Source organism: Variovorax sp. PBL-E5 (assembly GCF_901827185.1).
Classification (GTDB): domain Bacteria; phylum Pseudomonadota; class Gammaproteobacteria; order Burkholderiales; family Burkholderiaceae_C; genus Variovorax.
In genome coordinates this window covers 3992284-4009307 of sequence record NZ_LR594671.1, presented here as the reverse complement: position 1 = coordinate 4009307, position 17024 = coordinate 3992284, and the positions used below count along the sequence as shown (strand labels likewise).

Here is a 17024-nt window from a genome sequence, read left to right as displayed (position 1 = left end):
CAATCGCCCGATGCCCGAATCCCTGGACCCGACTGCGCCCGTGCCCGCCACCACGCTCAAGAAGAGCGATCAGAACCTCGTCTGGCTCGATTGCGAGATGAGTGGCCTCGATCCCGAAAAGGAACGCCTGCTCGAGATCGCCGTGGTCGTGACCGGCCCCGATCTCGAGCCGCGCATCGATGGCCCCGTGCTCGTCATCCATCAGAGCGACGAGGTCCTTGACGGCATGGATGCCTGGAACAAGGGCACGCACGGCCGCAGCGGGCTGATCGAGAAGGTCAAGGCCTCCGCACTGGACGAAGCGGTAGCGGAGAAGCAACTGATCGACTTCATCTCCCGCTACATCCCGAAGCACGGCTCACCGATGTGCGGCAACACCATCGGGCAGGACCGGCGCTTCCTGGTGAAATACATGCCGAAGCTGGAGGCGTACTTCCATTACCGCAATCTCGACGTCAGCACCTTGAAGGAACTTGCCAAGCGCTGGAAGCCGGCTGCCTATGCCGCGTTCAAGAAGCAGCAGGCCCACACCGCATTGGCGGACGTGCACGAGTCGATCGAGGAACTCGCGCACTACCGGCAGACCTTTCTGCGGCTGCAGGATTAGGTAAAAACCCGGGGCCGTGCGATAATCACGGGCTTCGCTGCAGCGCAATAGGTTGCGGCAGCGTTTCTTGCATCTCCCTATCTTGCACATCGCGCCCCTTTGATCGGGCCGCAGCAAAGACGAAAGTCCTTGCTGAACGTCGTTGGATGGTTGATGTTTTTCACCACCGACGGAGCGTCGCCCACGGCAACGCTCGCGCATGAGAATTTTTGAATGACCGACGCTTTTGAAGCGCAGGGCGACTTCGCGCCTGTGCAATCCGATGATTTCGCCGCCGAGCGCGAATCCTTTTCCACCAGTGAAGCCCCCGCTGTTTTCGATGCGGTCGATGCGGTCGAGCCGCCGAAGCTGCCCAATGGCTTCATCAAGCTGGGTCTGGCCCCCGAGCTGATCGCCGCGGTCGAAGACCTCGGCTTCACCCAGCCCACCACGGTGCAGGAACAGGTGATTCCTCGCGCCATGACGGCCAGCGGCAGCGCCGGCGGCGCCACGCGTTTCGTCGACCTGATGGTGTCGAGCCAGACCGGCAGCGGCAAGACGGCGGCTTTCCTGCTGCCCGTGCTGCACACGCTGCTGCAGCGCCAGGCCGAAGCCGAGGCCGCGGCCAAGGCCGAATTCCAGCGTCTTGCAGCCGAAGCCGCCGCACGCGGCGAAGCGCCGCCGAAGAAGCCCAAGCGCAAGGATCCGACCAACGCGCGCCACTTCAAGGCGGCCACACCCGGCGCCCTGATCCTTTGCCCCACGCGCGAACTCGCACAGCAAGTCGCGCACGATGCCATCGACCTGGTCAAGCACTGCCGTGGGCTGCGCATCGCCAGCGTGGTCGGCGGCATGCCTTACCAGTTGCAGATCGCCAAACTGCAGAACGCCGACCTCGTGGTCGCCACGCCGGGCCGCCTGCTCGACCTTCAGCGCTCGATGCAGATCAAGCTCGACCAGGTCAAGTTCCTGGTCGTCGACGAGGCCGACCGCATGCTCGACCTCGGCTTCTCGGACGACCTCGCCGAAGTCAACCAGCTCACCATCGAGCGCCAGCAGACCATGATGTTCAGCGCGACCTTCGCGCCCCGCATCCAGCAGCTGGCGCAGCGCGTGATGCGCGAGCCGCAGCGCGTGACCATCGACAGCCCGCAGGAAAAGCACGTCAACATCAAGCAGGTGCTGTTCTGGGCCGACAGCATGCAGCACAAGCGCAAGCTGCTCGACCACTGGCTGCGCGATACCACCCTCAACCAGGCCATCGTGTTCGCGAGCACGCAAGTCGAATGCGACGGTCTCGCCAACGATCTGCAGCAGGATGGCTTCAGCGCCGTGGCGCTGCACGGCGCGCTGAGCCAGGGCTTGCGCAATCGCCGGCTGATGGCGCTGCGCCAGGGCCAGGTCCAGATCCTCGTCGCCACCGACGTGGCCGCGCGCGGCATCGACGTGCCGACCATCACGCACGTCTTCAACTTCGGCCTGCCGATGAAGGCCGAGGACTACACCCACCGCATCGGCCGCACGGGTCGGGCCGGGCGCGACGGTCTGGCCGTGACCTTCGCCGAGTTCCGCGATCGCCGCAAGATCTTCGACATCGAGGCCTACAGCCGGCAGCAGTTCAAGGCCGAAGTCATTCCCGGCCTCGAGCCGCAGCAGCGCTCGCCGCAAGCGCGTCCGCAGGGCGACTTCGGCGGCCGAGGCCGCGACAGCCGCGACAACCATTCGCGTGACCGCAAGTTCGGCGGCGGTGGTGGTGGTCACCGCAGTGGCGGCGGCTATGCGGGCGCCAGCGGTTTCAATGACCGTGGTTCGCGTGGCCCCGCCGCACCGGCACCGCGCGGCTTCCAGGACCGGGGCCATGCAGGCTTCGGCGCGGGGCGCGACGAAGGTGGCTACGGCCGCAAGCCAGGCTTTGGCGACAGCGCGCCGCGCGGCCCAGGCGCGCATGGCGGCGGTGGCGGAGGCAAGGTCTTCGTGCCCCGCGACGCGCAGAAGCGTTCTTTCAAGCCTACGCGCTGATCCCGCGCAGCCCTTGTGGCTGCTGCGCCAATTCAAGAGCCCGTGCTTCTCCGAAGCGCGGGCTTTTTGCTTTTGGCGACTGGTGAAATTTAATAAGTATATTTATAATCACATCTCTTATGAAGAGAGACTTCACCCAGCGCTTCGGATTCCTGGTCAACGACGTCGCGAAGCTCTATGGCCAGCAGTTCGACCGGCTGGCGCGCAAGCGCATCGGTCTTTCGCGTGCGCAGTGCCGGGTGCTCGGCGCGCTGGCCATGCGAGGTGACGAGCAACCGCTTTCGCAAGTGGAGCTCGCGCAGCGCCTGGACCTGAGCGCGATGGCGGTCGGCGGTCTTTGCGATCGCCTGGAGGCCGCGGGCTGGCTGCGGCGCGAGCCGAGCAGCAGCGACCGCCGCGTCAATCGCGTTCATCTGGCGCCGAGTGCGGAAAAAGCGCTCGATGCCGCCCTCACGATCAGTGATTCGCTGCACGCCCGGGCGCTTGCTGCGTTCACGTCCGCCGAGCGCGCGCAACTGCTGGCGCTGCTGGGCAAGGCGCGCCAGGGGTTGATGGCACTGGATCTCGAGGACGCGGAGCAGGCTCGATGAGCGCCATTGCGCTGCGGGCCGGCTCCGCACCTGCGTCGCTGCAGCCCGGCACCGGCGTAGCGCATCGCGGGATGATCACCATCTCGATCATGTTGGCGACCATCATGCAGGCGCTCGACACCACGATCGCCAACGTGGCGCTGCCGCACATGCAAGGCAGCCTGCAGGCCTCGCAGGATCAGATCACCTGGGTGCTCACCTCGTACATCGTGGCCGCCGCCATCGCGCTGCCGCTGACGGGGTGGCTTTGCGGCCAATGGGGCCGGCGCAAGGTGTTCCTGATTTCGGTGATCGGCTTCACCGTCGCGTCGGCGCTGTGCGGGTTGGCGACTTCACTCCTGGGTATCGTCGCGGCGCGGCTGCTGCAAGGTATTTTCGGTGCGTCGCTGGTGCCGCTGTCGCAGGCAGTGCTGCTGGACATCAATCCGCGCGAGAAGGTCGGCCAGGCGATGGCGATCTGGGGCGCGGGCATCATGGTGGGGCCCATCCTCGGCCCGATGCTGGGCGGCTGGCTGACCGAGAATTTCGACTGGCGGTGGGTGTTCTTCATCAACCTGCCGGTCGGGCTGATCGCCCTGTGGGGCATCGGACGCTACCTGCCCGAAAGCCGGCCGAAGGGCGAGCGACTGGACATCTTCGGCTTCGTCACGCTGAGCCTGGCCATCGGGATGCTGCAGCTTTTCCTCGATCGGGGCGAGCAGCTCGACTGGTTCGATTCGTGGGAGATCAAGCTCGAAGCGGTCGCCGCGCTGATCGCCTTCGCTTTCTTCGTCATCCATACCTGGACGGTGGAGGGCGTCTCGTTCTTCGATCGCGATCTGCTCAAGGACCGCAACTTCGTGACCGGCCTGCTGTTCGCATTCATTGTCGGCATGATCCTGTACGCGACGATGGCATTGCTGCCGAATTTCCTGCAGGGGCTGATGGGCTATCCGGTGGTCTACACCGGCCTGGTGACGGCGCCGCGCGGCGTCGGCACCATGATCGCGATGATCGCCGTCGGGCGACTGGTGCAGCGCGTGGACGTGCGCGCGATCATGGCGATCGGCTTTGGTCTGACGGCATTCTCGCTCTGGCAGATGACGGGCATGACGCTGCAGATGGACAGCACGCTGATCATCACCTCGGGCTTCATTCAGGGTCTGGGCATCGGATTCACCTTCGTGCCGCTGTCGACCGCGACCTTCGCGACGCTGGCGCCTCGACTGCGCCACCAGGGCACGCCGGTCTTCAGCCTGCTGCGCAACATCGGCAGCAGCGTGGGCATCTCGATCGTGCAGGCCTTGTTGACCGAGGGTTCCAGCAGGGCGCATGCCGAAATCGCCGCCACGGTGGCGCCCGGCAACCAGGGCCTGATCAACCTGCCCGCGCTGCTGAATCCCGACACGATGCCGGGGCTCGCCGTGCTGAATGCCGAGGTCACTCGGCAAGGCGCGTTGATCGGCTATCTCGACGATTTCGCGATCATGATGATGATCACGCTCACGGCTATTCCGCTGCTGCTGCTGATTCGCAGCCCACGTCGCACCCGGGCCGATGCGGGCGAGCCGGTCGAGGTACCGCATTAGGATGAGGCTCTCCCCCAAGCGTCATGCGGCGCGCGTGGCCGCTGACCGAGCTAGCGTCTGTGCAGTGCCTGTTCGACCAGAGCGAGCCTTGCGAAGCTCTGCAACTCGTCGTCGGTCGGGCCAGGGCCTTCGTCGTCCAGCTGACGCCGGAACGTATCGACGATTCGTTGCTGGGCCATTTCACGCATGCGAGTCGCTGCGTGCGCCGCATCCGCGGATGCAGCGCTTGCTTCGAACGGCGTGTCCATGTCTTCTTCTCTGTTCATGTATTCGAAAGTGTCGCGAAGACCGAAATTCTGTCGGTCCGTCGTTCCTTCCGTGTAGGCGTACGCCGCGCTTTCAACGCAGTCGCCTTCGATACCAGCGTCCGTCGCATGCCGGCGGACGCCGATGTCAGGCCGATTCCGGCCCGAGTTCGGGCGCGTTGCCGACCATCATTCGACTCAGCAGCTGGGCCAGGATTTCGCGCTGCTCGGGCTCGAACATCCGCAGCAGATGCAATTCGGCGGCGGCGTGTCGGGGCATCGCGTCGTCGGCCATGCGCATGCCCTTGGCGGTCAGCTTGACGACGACACCACGTCCGTCTTTGGGATCCGTCGATCTGCGCACGAAGCCTTCGAGCTCCAGCCGCTTCAGCAGGTTCGACAGGCCGCCGGAGGTGAACAGCAAGGTCGCCTGAAGCCGCGACGGAGACAGGCGATAGGGCGGACCCGCGACGCGCAGCGTCGCCAGAACCGCATATTCCTGGTATTTCAGACCCAAGGGTTGCAGCACGGCATTGATCGTGCGCAGCACGACCTCTTCCAGGCGCAGCAGGCGCCCGACGACCGCCTTGCCGCTGCTGTCGAGATCGGGCCGCTCGTTGCGCCATTGCCGGATGCCACGGCCGACCAGGTCCTCCTGGATCTGCTGGCCGACCATCGTGACAGGCGCCGAGGCCGCGGCTGCGTGGCGCTTCGTTTTCGCTTGGCCTCGGGGTGCCCGGCCGCGCGCTGCGCCAGTCTCGTGCTTCATTTGCAGGGTCTCCATGGTGTTCGTCGCGGCATCGATGTCTCGGTCCGGCGCGTGGCCTGTGGTGCGCGAGGTCGTATCTTAAATGTCATCTATTTATCTTTCTCAAAAGATAAGAAATGCATCTTCGATACGCATGGTGCTAGCCCAGCGGAACCGTTGCTTCCTTGAGCACGCGCAGCACGAAGTGCGATTGGCTGTGCCGGATGCCGGGAATCTTGTAGAGCTTCTCGCGCAGCAGCCGTTCATAGTCGCGCGTGTCGCGCACGGCAATGCGGATGTAGTAGTCGTAGTCGCCGGAAACCAGATAGGCCTCCTGGATCTCGGGAATGGTCGCCAGCACGCGGCCGAATTCATAGAGCGTCTCGTCGTTGTGACTCTCGAGCGTGAGCTGCACGATGACCGAGTCGCGATAGCCGAGCTTGGCGGCGTCGAGGTCGACCGTGTAGCCCTTGATCACGCCCTGGGCCTCGAGTTTCTTGATGCGGTTCCAGCAACTCGTCGGCGACAGGCCCACTTCGGTGCCGATCTCCTGCAGGGTCTTGCGCGAGTCGCCCAGCAGCACACGCAGGATCGCGAGATCGAGCTTGTCGAACAGTTCTTCGTGGATATCTTGATTTTGGCGACTGATTTTCATGAAAACTCGCGATACAGACAAAAGAATGAAGCAAATTCTGCATCAATTTAGGAAGAATCGACGCATGCAAACCGTTACCCATTCGTTGTCTCGCCCCGTGTTGGATGCAGCCACTCTCGAAGCGCGTGCGCGCAACGGCGCCGAGGCGCTGCTGCATACGTTGATCGAATGCGGCGTCGACACGATCTTCGGCTACCCCGGCGGCGCTGCCCTGCCGCTCTATGACGCCTTGCACGGCGAGCCTCGGCTGCGCCACGTGCTTGTGCGTCATGAGCAGGCCGCCGTTCATGCGGCCGAAGGCTACGCGCGTACCACCGGGCGCGTGGGCGTGGTGCTCGTGACTTCGGGGCCCGGCGTCGGCAACACCATCACGGGGCTGCTCGATGCCATCAGCGACTCGGTGCCGCTGCTGTGCATCAGCGGACAGGTCGCCACTGCCGTGATCGGCACCAATGCGTTCCAGGAAAGCGATGCGCTCGGGATGTCTCGGCCGGTGACCAAGTGGAACCACCAGACACGGGTGGCCGACGACATTCCGGCCGTGGTGCGGCGCGCGCTGGACATCGCGGCGTCGGGACGGCCGGGACCGGTGCTGCTCGATGTACCGAAGGACGTCCAGCTCACGCCGCTGGGCCGCGGATCGACGTCGCCACCGGCGCGCTCCCTCCGTGAAGGCGCGGCGTCTCAGCCACCGCGCGGAAGTCTGCAACGCGCGGCGGATCTGCTGTCCACCGCGCGCCGGCCGATCGTGTATGGCGGAGGCGGTCTCATCAACGCCGGCCCCTCGGCTTGCGAGGCCTTCACGCGCCTTGTGCATCGTCTCGGCGCGCCGTGCACGCTGACGCTGATGGGCCTTGGCGCATTCCCGGCTTCCGATCCAGGTTTCGTCGGCATGCTGGGCATGCATGGCACGCTGGAGGCCAACCTGGCAATGCATGAAGCCGATCTCGTGGTTTGCGTCGGCGCGCGCTTCGATGACCGCGTGACGGGCAAGCTCGACGAGTTCTGTCCGCACGCACGCAAGATTCATATCGACATCGACCCCAGCAGCATCAACAAGGTGGTCCAGGTCGACGTGCCGATGGTGGGCGACTGCGGTGTGGTGCTCGATGCGTTGCTCGCGATGCCCGAACTCGGCGGTCTGGCGCCCGAGCGGCTGGCGCCCTGGTGGCAGCGCATCGAACATTGGCGTGCGCAGCGTTGCCTGGCTTTCGTGCCGAACGAGGAAGTCATCCTGCCGCAGCAATTGATGACGTCGCTGCAGCAAGCGATTTCAGGCCGTGATGCGATCGTCTCCACCGACGTCGGCCAGCACCAGATGTGGGCTGCGCAGTACATGCGCTTCGAGCGTCCGCGCCGCTGGCTCACTTCGGGCGGTGCAGGGACCATGGGCTACGGCCTGCCCGCAGCGATCGGCGCGCAGATCGCGCATCCGGACGCGCTGGTGGTGTGCGTGAGCGGCGATGCGTCGGTGCTGATGAACATCCAGGAGCTGTCGACCGCCATGCAGCATCGTGTGCCGGTCAAGCTGGTGCTCTCGAACAACGGCTACATGGGCATGGTGCGCCAGTGGCAGGAGCTGAACCATGGCAATCGTCTGAGTCACAGCTGGAATGAGGCGCTGCCCGATTTCGTCGCGCTGGCCAAGGCTTTCGGTTGGGGCGCACGCCGTGTGTCAGATCCGGCCGAGCTCGACGCTGCGCTGGCCGAATGTCTGGCCTACGAGGGCCCGTTCTTTCTCGACGTGCAGGTGGCCGCGCAGGAGAACTGCTTTCCGATGATGCCGTCGGGACAGGGACATCATCGTGTGATGCTGGGCAAGGACCGCTGGTACGAAGGCGATTGACGCGCCGCGGAACTGACCGCGTCCTCCTCTGCGCCGCGGATGCATAGCGCGCCCGAGATCTCCATTTCTTCCGTTGCATTGCCGCCGGCTGCGGCCGCGGCGAGGCGCCTGCGCATGGCTTGATGGAATACCTGCCCTTGTATTCGCCCGCGCAGCGTCGGCGCCACGAACTGCGTCCGGGCATCACCGGTTGGGCCCAGGTCCATGGCCGCAACGCCCTGGCGTGGAAGGACAGGTTCGAGCTCGACGTCTGGTACGTGGATCACCGTTCGATCGGGCTCGATCTCCGGATCCTGTGGCTCACCGTTCGAAAGGTGTGCGCGCGGGATGGCATCCATGCGGCTGGCGAGGCAACGATGACGAAATTCACGGGCGATCAGGCCTGAGGGGTGGGCGCTGTTTCCGCGTTGCCATCCGTCCTGGTGCGACACGGATCACCTCCATGCCAGCGCAGCGTAGAAATAGAGTTCCGCGTCCAATGCCCATTGGATGTGGATGGCCTGCCTGAACCCGTGCTGTTCTCCGGCGAAGAGCAGGTACAGCGCGGAGATGCCTCGCCGGCGCAGGGCCGCGACCATCTCCTCGGTCTGGCTGGGCGGCACGATCCTGTCTTCCGTGCCTTGAAAGAAGGCGACCGGCGCGCCGATCCTGCCGGCGTTGCGAACCGGCGAGCGGTCGATGTACGTCTGACGACCGGCGTCCGAATACGGTGCGATCAACCAATCCATGTACCTGGACTCGAACTTGTGCGTGTCGCGCGTCAGCGCCTCGGGGTCGCTCACGCCATAGTGGCTTGCGCCGGCGCGAAAAAGCCCTCGAAGCGCCGGGTCTGCATGCGTGAGGCAGCTCAGCGCGGTGAAGCCGCCGGCACTGCCGCCGGTGATCACCATGCGCGCCGCATCCACCAGCCCGTTCGCGGCGAGATACGACGCGGCCGCGCCGCAGTCCCGTGCATCGACGATGCCCCACATGCGATGAAGCCGGTCGCGGTAGGCGCGCCCGTAGCCCGTGCTGCCGCCATAGTCCACGTCGACGACGGCGATGCCGCGGCTGGTCCAGAACTGCGTGCGCAGGTCGAGGCTCCTGGAGGCGGACGAGGTGGGGCCGCCGTGGCACTTGACCAGCAAGGGCGGCAGCGATCCCGGCGGGCCGTGGCAGTCGGCGTTGGCCGGCGGATAGAACAGCGCGAAGGCGGTTTCGCCCGGCGATGTGGGGAACTCGATCAACCGGGGCGTCGAGATGTATTCGCGCAGGGTCGGGTCGTCGGCCATGGCCGCGGTGTTCCGGACGATCGCAGCATGCCCCGACGCCGCATCCAGAACGACGACCGCGCCCGCCACGGTGGGGCTGCCCGCCTTGAACGCGATCCGGCCGGCACTCGCCCTCACCGAGGAAAACTCCGTGAACGGCAGATCGAACGGCGTCAGCGCCCCGCCTTGCAGGTTCAGCAGTGCGAGCTTGCCGGTGCCGTCCTCGGTGTACGTGCACACCAGTTGGTCCGCCGACACGAACGCATACGTCGACATGCCGAAACCCCATTGAGCCCGGCCGAACTCCGCGGTCCTGGGACACAGGTTGACGGCGGCGCCGCTCGCTTCGCGCCGATAGATGTTCCACCAGCCCGAACGGTCCGAGACATAGTGGAGCAGGCCATCGGGCGACCACTCCGGCTGGAACACCGATTCGCCTGGGCCGCCCGCCACCATGACCGCATTCGTGACCGCCGCGCCGTCGAACTCGCCGACCCACAGTCGCGTGGCGGTCCATGGCATGTCGGGATGGTCCCAGGCCAGCCATGCAAGCAGCCGACCATCCGGGCTCAGCCGAGGGGAGGCATAGAAGTCGCTCCCTTGCACGAGCACCGATTCGCCGCCGGCCGGACCCAGGCCCAGCGCGACGAGGGTGTTGGCGGCCTCGGCGCCAGGCGTCCGATGGTCCTCGCGGATGCCGATCCAGAGATGGCGCGTGGCGTCGATCTGCCCATCGGCGTAGCGCAGCACGGCATCGTTCGACGCCGGCGCCAGGGTCAGTGGTGTCGGCACGCCCGAGCCGTCGAGCCGGTAAAGACGTTGATCGGCGAAGTTCGAAAAGTACGCCGCACCGGCCGCCAGCGCGACGGCCCCGCCGCCGTATTCGTGCACCCGCGTGCGGGCGGAAAAAGGCTGCGGCGTGACATCGACGCCCGCGCCGTCGTCACCCAGGCGAACCAGCACATGGCGGCCGGCCTCCAGCGGCCTGCCTTCGATCCAGTAGACGACGCCCTCGTGGAGGAGCACGTCGATCAGCGTGGTCTGGGCCGTCGCCACCCGCTCGGACGTGATGGGCGATGGCCAGGCGCCGAAAGGGACGGTGATCGAAAGGGGCATGGGTGAGAGCTCGCGGGGTAGGGATCGCCCGCCGATTGTCACTGTGGCGAGATGCCACGGTCGCCGCCGCGCCTGCTGTTCAACCTTGTAGCAGTCCAACGGGAAAACCCGCACGCCATGGCGCGACACATGCCCGCTATTGCCACAACGCGGTCGCCGGCAGCGGCTTCGGCGCGTGGCACGGACATTGCCCCTCTGCATGGTGATGGGCGTGCTCACAGGGGCGCGTCCGAACCGCGATATCCATCCACGAGGAGACACCATGCAATTGAAGCTCTTGACCGCTCTTATTTCCATCGCCCTGGCCGCGGCTGCGGCCGACGCACAGGTCACGGACAAGATGATCCAGTCCGAGGCCACGGCCAGCGGCAACATCCTGACCTGGGGCGTCAATACCCAGGGGCAGCGCTATTCGCCGCTGAAGCAGGTCAACACCGCCACGGTCGCCAGGCTGGCGCCGGTGTGGGCCTTCTCGTTCGGCGGCGAGAAGCAGCGCGGGCAGGAGTCGCAGCCCGTCATCAGCAACGGCAAGATGTTCGTCACCGCGTCGTACTCGCGCATCTTCGCGCTCGATGCCACCACCGGCAAGAAGCTGTGGAAGTACGAGCATCGTCTGCCCGAAGGCATCATGCCGTGCTGCGACGTGGTCAACCGCGGCGCGGCGCTGTACGACAACCTGGTGATCTTCGCCACGCTCGACGCCCAGCTCGTGGCGCTCGACCAGAACACCGGCGACGTGGTCTGGAAGGAAAAGATCGACGACTACGCGGCAGGCTACTCGGCCACGGCCGCGCCGATCATCGCCAACGGCGTGATGCTGACCGGCGTGTCCGGCGGCGAGTTCGGCGTGGTCGGCCGCGTCGAGGCACGCGACCCCAAGACGGGCAAGCTGCTGTGGACACGGCCCACGGTCGAAGGCCACATGGGCTACACCTACGACAAGGACGGCAACAAGAAGGAGAACGGCATCTCGGGCACCGCCAACAAGAGCTGGCCCGGCGATCTCTGGAAGACGGGCGGAGCGGCCACCTGGCTCGGCGGCACCTTCGATCCGAAGACCGGCCTGGCCTACTTCGGCACCGGCAATCCGGCGCCGTGGAACAGCCACCTGCGCCAGGGCGACAACCTCTATTCGTGCTCCACCGTGGCGATCGACGTGAAGACGGGCCAGATCAAGTGGCACTACCAGGGCACGCCCAACGACAGCTGGGACTTCGACGGCGTCAACGAGTTCGTCACCTTCGACATGGACGGCAAGCGCGTCGGCGGCAAGGCGGATCGCAACGGCTTCTTCTACGTGAACGATGCGACCACGGGCCAGCTGCTCAATGCGTTTCCCTTCGTCAAGAAAATCACCTGGGCCAGCGGCATCGACCTGAAGACCGGCCGCCCCAACTTCATCGCGGACAACCGGCCCGGCGATCCGACCGCCGGTGCCGACGGCAAGAAGGGCAGCGCCGTCTTCGCCGCGCCGGGCTTCCTCGGCGGCAAGAACCAGATGCCGATGGCCTACAGCCCCGACACCAAGATGTTCTACGTGCCCGCCAACGAATGGGGCATGGACATCTGGAACGAGCCGGTCGCCTACAAGAAGGGCGCGGCCTACCTGGGTGCCGGCTTCACGATCAAGCCGCTCAACGACGACTACATCGGCGCGCTGCGCGCGATCGATCCGAAGACCGGCAAGATCGCCTGGGAAGTGAAGAACGGCGCGCCGCTGTGGGGCGGTGTGCTGACCACCGGCGGCAACCTGGTGTTCTGGGGCACGCCCGAAGGCTACCTGAAGGCCGCCGACGCGAAGACGGGCAAGGTGGTGTGGGAGTTCCAGACCGGCTCCGGCGTCGTGGCGCCGCCCATCACCTGGCAGCAGGGCGGCGAGCAGTACGTGGGCGTGGTGTCGGGCTGGGGCGGCGCGGTGCCGCTGTGGGGCGGCGAGGTGGCCAAGAAGGTCAACCTCCTGGAGCAGGGCGGCATGGTGTGGGTCTTCAAGATCCCCTCCAGCGGCAATGCGCCGCGCACGGCCAAGGCCGCGGACGCCAAGGTCGCATCCAACTGAGCGGGGCAGGCGCCATGGAAAAGGGCAAGGAAGGCGTGGCCGTCGAGGCCACGAGGAGAGCGCTTGTCGGCCGGATGGTCGGCGGCATGTGCCTGCTGGCCGTGACGCCGGTCGGTGCCCTGGCCGCGCCGCCCCACGTCGAGGAGGCCGACGAAACGGCGGTGCAGCTGGGCTACAGGCACGACACCAGGAACGTCGATGCGAAGAAGTACCCCAGGCACGCGGCCACCCAGCGGTGCGTGAATTGCGCGATGTGGCAGGGCGCCGCCGCAGACCCGTGGGCCGGCTGCGCGATGTTCGGCCGCAAACACGTCGCCGCCGAAGGCTGGTGCACGGCATGGGCGCCGAAGCCAGCCTGAGGGCGGCGGGCAGACGCTGGGCAGCGGGCCGCCCGCGCCGTGCGGTGCCGGCGCCCGAGCCCTTGTGGTTCGAATGGCTCGCGCTGGCCGGCGCCTTCGCCTTCGCCACCTGGCTGCTGGGCGCGCGTGGCGTGTGGGCGCTGTTGCTGCGCTCCGATCCGACCGGCATCACGCTGGCCATCGTGATCGTGTTTGCCGCCGCGACCCTGTGGTGCGGCGCACGCGCGCGCGTGCTGCAGGCACAGCGCGTCGCGCTCGACGATGCGCGCGCACGCGGCGCGGCAGCCGCGTGCTGGGCCGCCGACTACTGGCGCGTGCTGTCGCATGACAAGACCGATGCCGACACCGCACTCGACCTGCTGATGGAGCGCACGCACGGCGCCCATGCCACGGCATGGTGGGTGAACGGCGCGCAGCTCAAGCTGGGCCTGCTCGGCAAGGTGATCGGCTTTTCGATCCTGGCGCTGGACATCGGCAACACGCGAAGCTTCGACCCGGCGCAATCGCAGGACCTGTTGCGCAGCCTCACGGCAGGCCTCGGCGTGGCGCTGCTCACCACGATGGTCGGGCTGGTCGGCAACATCCTGCTCGGCTTGCAGCTCACGCGGCTCGATCGCTATGCCGACCAGCTGGTCGCCGACATCCAGCGCATCGGACTGGCAGGGCAGGCCATCCCCGGAGCCTGACGTGCGCCGCCGTCACGTCCGTCGCGAAGCCGAGGTCGATCCCTTCTACGACATGCTCTTCAACATGCTGATCGCCTTCGTCTTCTGCTTCATCGTGGCGCTGCTGGCGATGAACCCGAAGGCGCTCAAGGCCGGGGACATTCCGTCGAAGGCCGAATACCTCATCACCGTCGACTGGCCCGATCGCAATCCGAACGACATCGACACCTGGGTGCAGGATCCGGCCGGCAACCTGGTGTGGTTCCGGCAGCGCGAGGCCGGCCTGATGTACCTCGACCGTGACGACCGCGGCGACGCGAACGCATCGACGCTGGTCGACGGCCAACGCATCGTCAGCCCGTTCCGCCAGGAAGTGGTGACGGTGCGCGGCATCGTCCCCGGCGAATTCACGGTCAACGTCCAGTACTACCAGTCGCGCGACGGGCAACCGGTGGAAGTGACGGTGTCGGTCACCAAGGTGAATCCGCGCGCCGAGATCGCGTTCCACGGCAAGCTCACGCTGGCGCGGGCCGGCGACGAGGCGACTGCGGCGCGCTTCACCATCCTGCCCGACGGCCGCATCGCCAACGTCAACACCTTGCCCAAGAAGCTGGTGCGGATGCGATGACCCTCGGCCTCGTCCTGAGCTTCGCCATCCTGGTCCTGCTGCTGGTGCTCGCCTTGCTGTGGTCGAGTTGGCCGGCCTGGCTCAAGGGGCTGCTGGTGGTCGGCGTGACCTGTCTTTATTTCTTCGCGGACGAGGTGGTGCACCGGATGTGGGGATGGCCCAGCCCCGACGCGATGCCCGAGCGCTTCGTGCTGCTCGCCGCCGTGATCGACGAGCCCGCCGGCCAGCGAGCCGGCGGGCTCTACATCTGGGTCAACGCCATCGAAGACGGCAAGCCGGCAGCGCAGCCGCGCGCCTTTCAACTGCCGTACGACAAGGACCTGCATTCGCTGCTCAACGACGGCATGAAGAAGATTCGCGAAGGCGTGACACAGATCGGCACCAGCGAGCCCAAGGCCGGCAAGAAAGGGCTCGCATGGTTGCGGCCGGGCCATGACGAGACGGTCATCAAGCTGCGCGACATGCCGGTGCCGCAACTGCCGGAGAAATGACATGGGTCTTCGCCGCGCCGCGTTGTGTGTCGCATGCCTCGCATCGATCGCAGGTTGTGAGCAGGCCGGCACCTCCGCTTCACTGTTTCCGCTCGACGCCGGCCACCGCTGGACCTATCGCGTCATCACCCAGGCCGAAGACGGCACGGCCGAGCGCGAGACCCTGGTCATGCGCACGCTCGGCGCCGAATCCGACCCCGCGATCGAAGGCGGATCGGCATGGCGCCGGCGCAGCGACAGCGGCGTGGACTACTGGCTGCGCTCGGATTCGACCGGCATCTACCGCGTGGCGAGCAAGAGCGATCTCGACCCGGCGCCGAAGCCCGACAAGCCGCTTCGCTTCGTGCTGCGCGCGCCCTTCGTCCGGGGCACGCAATGGCGGGCGAGCACCGTGCCGTACCTGCTCATGCGGCGCAACGAGTTCCCGCGCGAAGTCCGCTACACCCATCCGGACGTGCCGATGAACTTCCAGATCGAGGCCGAGGACGATGCGGTGGACGTGCCGGCCGGCCACTTCGACCGCTGCCTGCGCGTCAAGGGCACAGCCGCGTTGCGGCTCTACGCCGACCCGGTGCGCGGCTGGCGCGACATGCCCTTGAGCACCACCGAGTGGTATTGCGCGGGCGTGGGCCTGGTCCGGGTGGAGCGAACCGAGCCCGCGCAGCGGCTCGCCTATCTCACGGGCGGCACGCGCACGCTCGAGCTGGTGTCGTGGCAATGATCGCGTCGATGCATGCCGCGCATCGCGGCGCCGGCCCTTCGTGGCGAGTCGATCTGGCCCGGGTGCTGGTGCTCGCGGCGGCGACCTTCGCGCTGTCCAGCGTGTTCGAGCTGCACGAGCGGCTGGCCGTGGCCTTTGTCCGTCACGAGGCATGGCAGATCGACGAGCTGCCCACGGCGTTCGTCGCCTTGTCGCTCGGCCTGGTGTGGTATGCGTGGCGCCGGCGCCGGGAGACAGCACGATGGCTCGCCCGCAACCGCGAGCTGGCGCAGCAACTCATCGCCGTGCAGGAAAGCGAGCGCGTGGCCCTGGCGCGCGAGCTGCACGACGAGCTGGCCCAGCACTGCACCGCGATCCGCATCGAGGCCACCTACATCCAGCGCTCGCGTGCGCTGGACCAGATCGGCGAGGCGGCCCGGCGCGTTTCATCGTCCGCCGAACTGCTGCAGGACGGCGTGCGGCGTCTGCTGCACAAGCTGCGACCGGCCGAACTCGACGAACTCGGGCTCATTGCCGCACTCGAATCGCTCTGCACCGACTGGTCGATGCGCAGCGGCACCGCGTGCATCTTCCAGCATCGGGGCCCGCTGTGCGGTCTGGGCGAGGCCGTCGACACCGCGGTCTACCGCGTGACGCAGGAAGCGCTCGCCAATGTGATTCGCCATGCGGAGGCCACGCGCGTGCAGGTCGAGCTGGCATCGACGCCTGCGGGCCTTGCGCTGTGCATCGAGGACAACGGCCGCGGTGTCGCGCCTGCCGCCTCCACGCGCGGCTTCGGTCTGCGCGGCGCGGCGGAGCGGGCCGCGGCGCTGGGCGGCGCGTTCGACGCCTTCAGCGCGCCGGGATCGGGCATGTGCGTGCGGATGCAGCTGCCCGCTGCACACGCCTTGCCGCGCAAGGGCGCCGCATGATCCGCCTGCTGCTCGTCGACGACCACCCGGTGGTGCGGGCCGGCTACCGGCACTTGCTGGAGCAGGACGGCGACATGACCGTGGTCGCGCAAGCAGGGCATGCCGACGAAGCCTGCGCGCTGTTCGCCCGCCACGAGCCGGATCTCACCGTCACCGACCTGTCGATGCCGGGCAGCAGCGGACTCGAGCTGATCCGCCGCCTGCGCGAGCGCGTGGCGAACGCACGCACGCTGATCTTCAGCATGCACGACAGCGAGATGCTGGTGCGCCGCGCGCTCGAACTCGGGGCGCTGGGCTTCGTCTCGAAGAGCAGCGCGCCCGAGTGCCTGATCGATGCCGTGCACACGGTGCTGGAAGGCCGGCGCTACCTGAGCCCGGGCCTGCCGCAACGGCTGCTCGACGGTGCCGCCGAAGCGCCGGGCGTCCCGCCATGGCGCACCTGGCGATTCGCCACGGGCTCATCCCCTCCGAGGCGTGCTGAATCGACAGCGGGAAGTTTTCCCTGTCGCCGCGGCGCCGATCCTCTTACCTTGGGCGATGGGCGCACATGCGTCCATCCGAACGAATGAC

Annotated in this window: 17 protein-coding genes and 1 pseudogene; 14 read left to right on the top strand and 4 right to left on the bottom strand. The window is 66.8% G+C overall.

Annotated elements, in window-relative coordinates:
- Positions 1-10 precede the first annotated feature (10 nt).
- From orn to WDLP6_RS19515, 4 genes are all read left to right on the top strand, one after another.
- The gene (orn, locus tag WDLP6_RS19530) at positions 11-607 is read left to right on the top strand and encodes an oligoribonuclease (protein WP_162593688.1); all 597 of its coding nucleotides are present in this window, start codon (positions 11-13) and stop codon (positions 605-607) included.
- Positions 608-820: 213 nt separating this feature from the next.
- Positions 821-2605, top strand: a complete 1785-nt coding sequence (locus WDLP6_RS19525) for a DEAD/DEAH box helicase (RefSeq protein WP_162593687.1) — start codon at positions 821-823, stop codon at positions 2603-2605.
- 119 nt (positions 2606-2724) lie between these two features.
- Complete coding sequence (locus WDLP6_RS19520; protein ID WP_162593686.1) at positions 2725-3195, top strand: MarR family winged helix-turn-helix transcriptional regulator; 471 nt, start codon at positions 2725-2727, stop codon at positions 3193-3195.
- The gene (locus tag WDLP6_RS19515; protein WP_162593685.1) at positions 3192-4763 is read left to right on the top strand and encodes a DHA2 family efflux MFS transporter permease subunit; all 1572 of its coding nucleotides are present in this window, start codon (positions 3192-3194) and stop codon (positions 4761-4763) included. The genes WDLP6_RS19520 and WDLP6_RS19515 overlap by 4 nt, the downstream gene beginning before the upstream one ends.
- Before the next feature lie 50 nt (positions 4764-4813).
- On the opposite strand, the gene WDLP6_RS19510 is transcribed toward WDLP6_RS19515, so the two are convergent.
- The 3 genes from WDLP6_RS19510 to WDLP6_RS19500 all read right to left on the bottom strand — a co-directional run bounded on the left by WDLP6_RS19510 (position 4814) and on the right by WDLP6_RS19500 (position 6411).
- Positions 4814-5011 (bottom strand): hypothetical protein, encoded by a 198-nt coding sequence (locus WDLP6_RS19510; RefSeq protein WP_162593684.1) that lies wholly within the window; start codon positions 5009-5011, stop codon positions 4814-4816.
- Positions 5012-5156: 145 nt separating this feature from the next.
- On the bottom strand, positions 5157-5777 hold the full coding sequence (locus WDLP6_RS19505; protein WP_197910177.1) for a MarR family winged helix-turn-helix transcriptional regulator: 621 nt from the start codon (positions 5775-5777) through the stop codon (positions 5157-5159).
- A 139-nt stretch (positions 5778-5916) separates the two neighbouring features.
- Complete coding sequence (locus WDLP6_RS19500; RefSeq protein ID WP_162568790.1) at positions 5917-6411, bottom strand: Lrp/AsnC family transcriptional regulator; 495 nt, start codon at positions 6409-6411, stop codon at positions 5917-5919.
- Between the two features lie 64 nt (positions 6412-6475).
- Between WDLP6_RS19500 and ilvB the strand changes: the two genes are divergently transcribed.
- Positions 6476-8257, top strand: a complete 1782-nt coding sequence (gene ilvB, locus WDLP6_RS19495; protein ID WP_162593683.1) for a biosynthetic-type acetolactate synthase large subunit — start codon at positions 6476-6478, stop codon at positions 8255-8257.
- Positions 8258-8376: 119 nt separating this feature from the next.
- Positions 8377-8643, top strand: a pseudogene (locus WDLP6_RS19490) (sugar transferase); the annotation flags it as partial.
- Positions 8644-8691: 48 nt separating this feature from the next.
- On the opposite strand, the gene WDLP6_RS19485 reads toward WDLP6_RS19490, so the two are convergent.
- Positions 8692-10623, bottom strand: coding sequence for a dipeptidyl-peptidase 5 (locus tag WDLP6_RS19485; RefSeq protein WP_162593681.1), 1932 nt, complete (start codon positions 10621-10623; stop codon positions 8692-8694).
- A 262-nt stretch (positions 10624-10885) separates the two neighbouring features.
- Between WDLP6_RS19485 and WDLP6_RS19480 the strand changes: the two genes are divergently transcribed.
- The 8 genes from WDLP6_RS19480 to WDLP6_RS19445 are packed head-to-tail and all read left to right on the top strand — an operon-like array spanning position 10886 to position 17023.
- On the top strand, positions 10886-12679 hold the full coding sequence (locus tag WDLP6_RS19480) for a PQQ-dependent methanol/ethanol family dehydrogenase (protein ID WP_162593680.1): 1794 nt from the start codon (positions 10886-10888) through the stop codon (positions 12677-12679).
- Between the two features lie 14 nt (positions 12680-12693).
- Entirely contained in the window at positions 12694-13038 is a 345-nt protein-coding gene (locus tag WDLP6_RS19475; protein ID WP_162593679.1) for a high-potential iron-sulfur protein, read from the top strand.
- On the top strand, positions 13017-13724 hold the full coding sequence (locus WDLP6_RS19470; protein WP_232077133.1) for a MotA/TolQ/ExbB proton channel family protein: 708 nt from the start codon (positions 13017-13019) through the stop codon (positions 13722-13724). The genes WDLP6_RS19475 and WDLP6_RS19470 overlap by 22 nt, the downstream gene beginning before the upstream one ends.
- A 1-nt stretch (position 13725) precedes the next feature.
- A complete protein-coding gene (locus WDLP6_RS19465) occupies positions 13726-14331 on the top strand; it encodes a hypothetical protein (protein WP_232077131.1) in 606 nt (201 codons plus the stop codon).
- Entirely contained in the window at positions 14328-14822 is a 495-nt protein-coding gene (locus WDLP6_RS19460) for a hypothetical protein (protein WP_162568783.1), read from the top strand. The genes WDLP6_RS19465 and WDLP6_RS19460 overlap by 4 nt, the downstream gene beginning before the upstream one ends.
- Before the next feature lies 1 nt (position 14823).
- Complete coding sequence (locus WDLP6_RS19455; protein ID WP_232077130.1) at positions 14824-15543, top strand: hypothetical protein; 720 nt, start codon at positions 14824-14826, stop codon at positions 15541-15543.
- Positions 15540-16454: an ATP-binding protein gene (locus WDLP6_RS19450; RefSeq protein ID WP_232077497.1), complete on the top strand. Its 915-nt coding sequence runs from the start codon at positions 15540-15542 to the stop codon at positions 16452-16454. The genes WDLP6_RS19455 and WDLP6_RS19450 overlap by 4 nt, the downstream gene beginning before the upstream one ends.
- Entirely contained in the window at positions 16451-17023 is a 573-nt protein-coding gene (locus WDLP6_RS19445; RefSeq protein WP_162593677.1) for a response regulator, read from the top strand. The genes WDLP6_RS19450 and WDLP6_RS19445 overlap by 4 nt, the downstream gene beginning before the upstream one ends.
- The last annotated feature ends 1 nt before the right edge of the window (position 17024 follow it).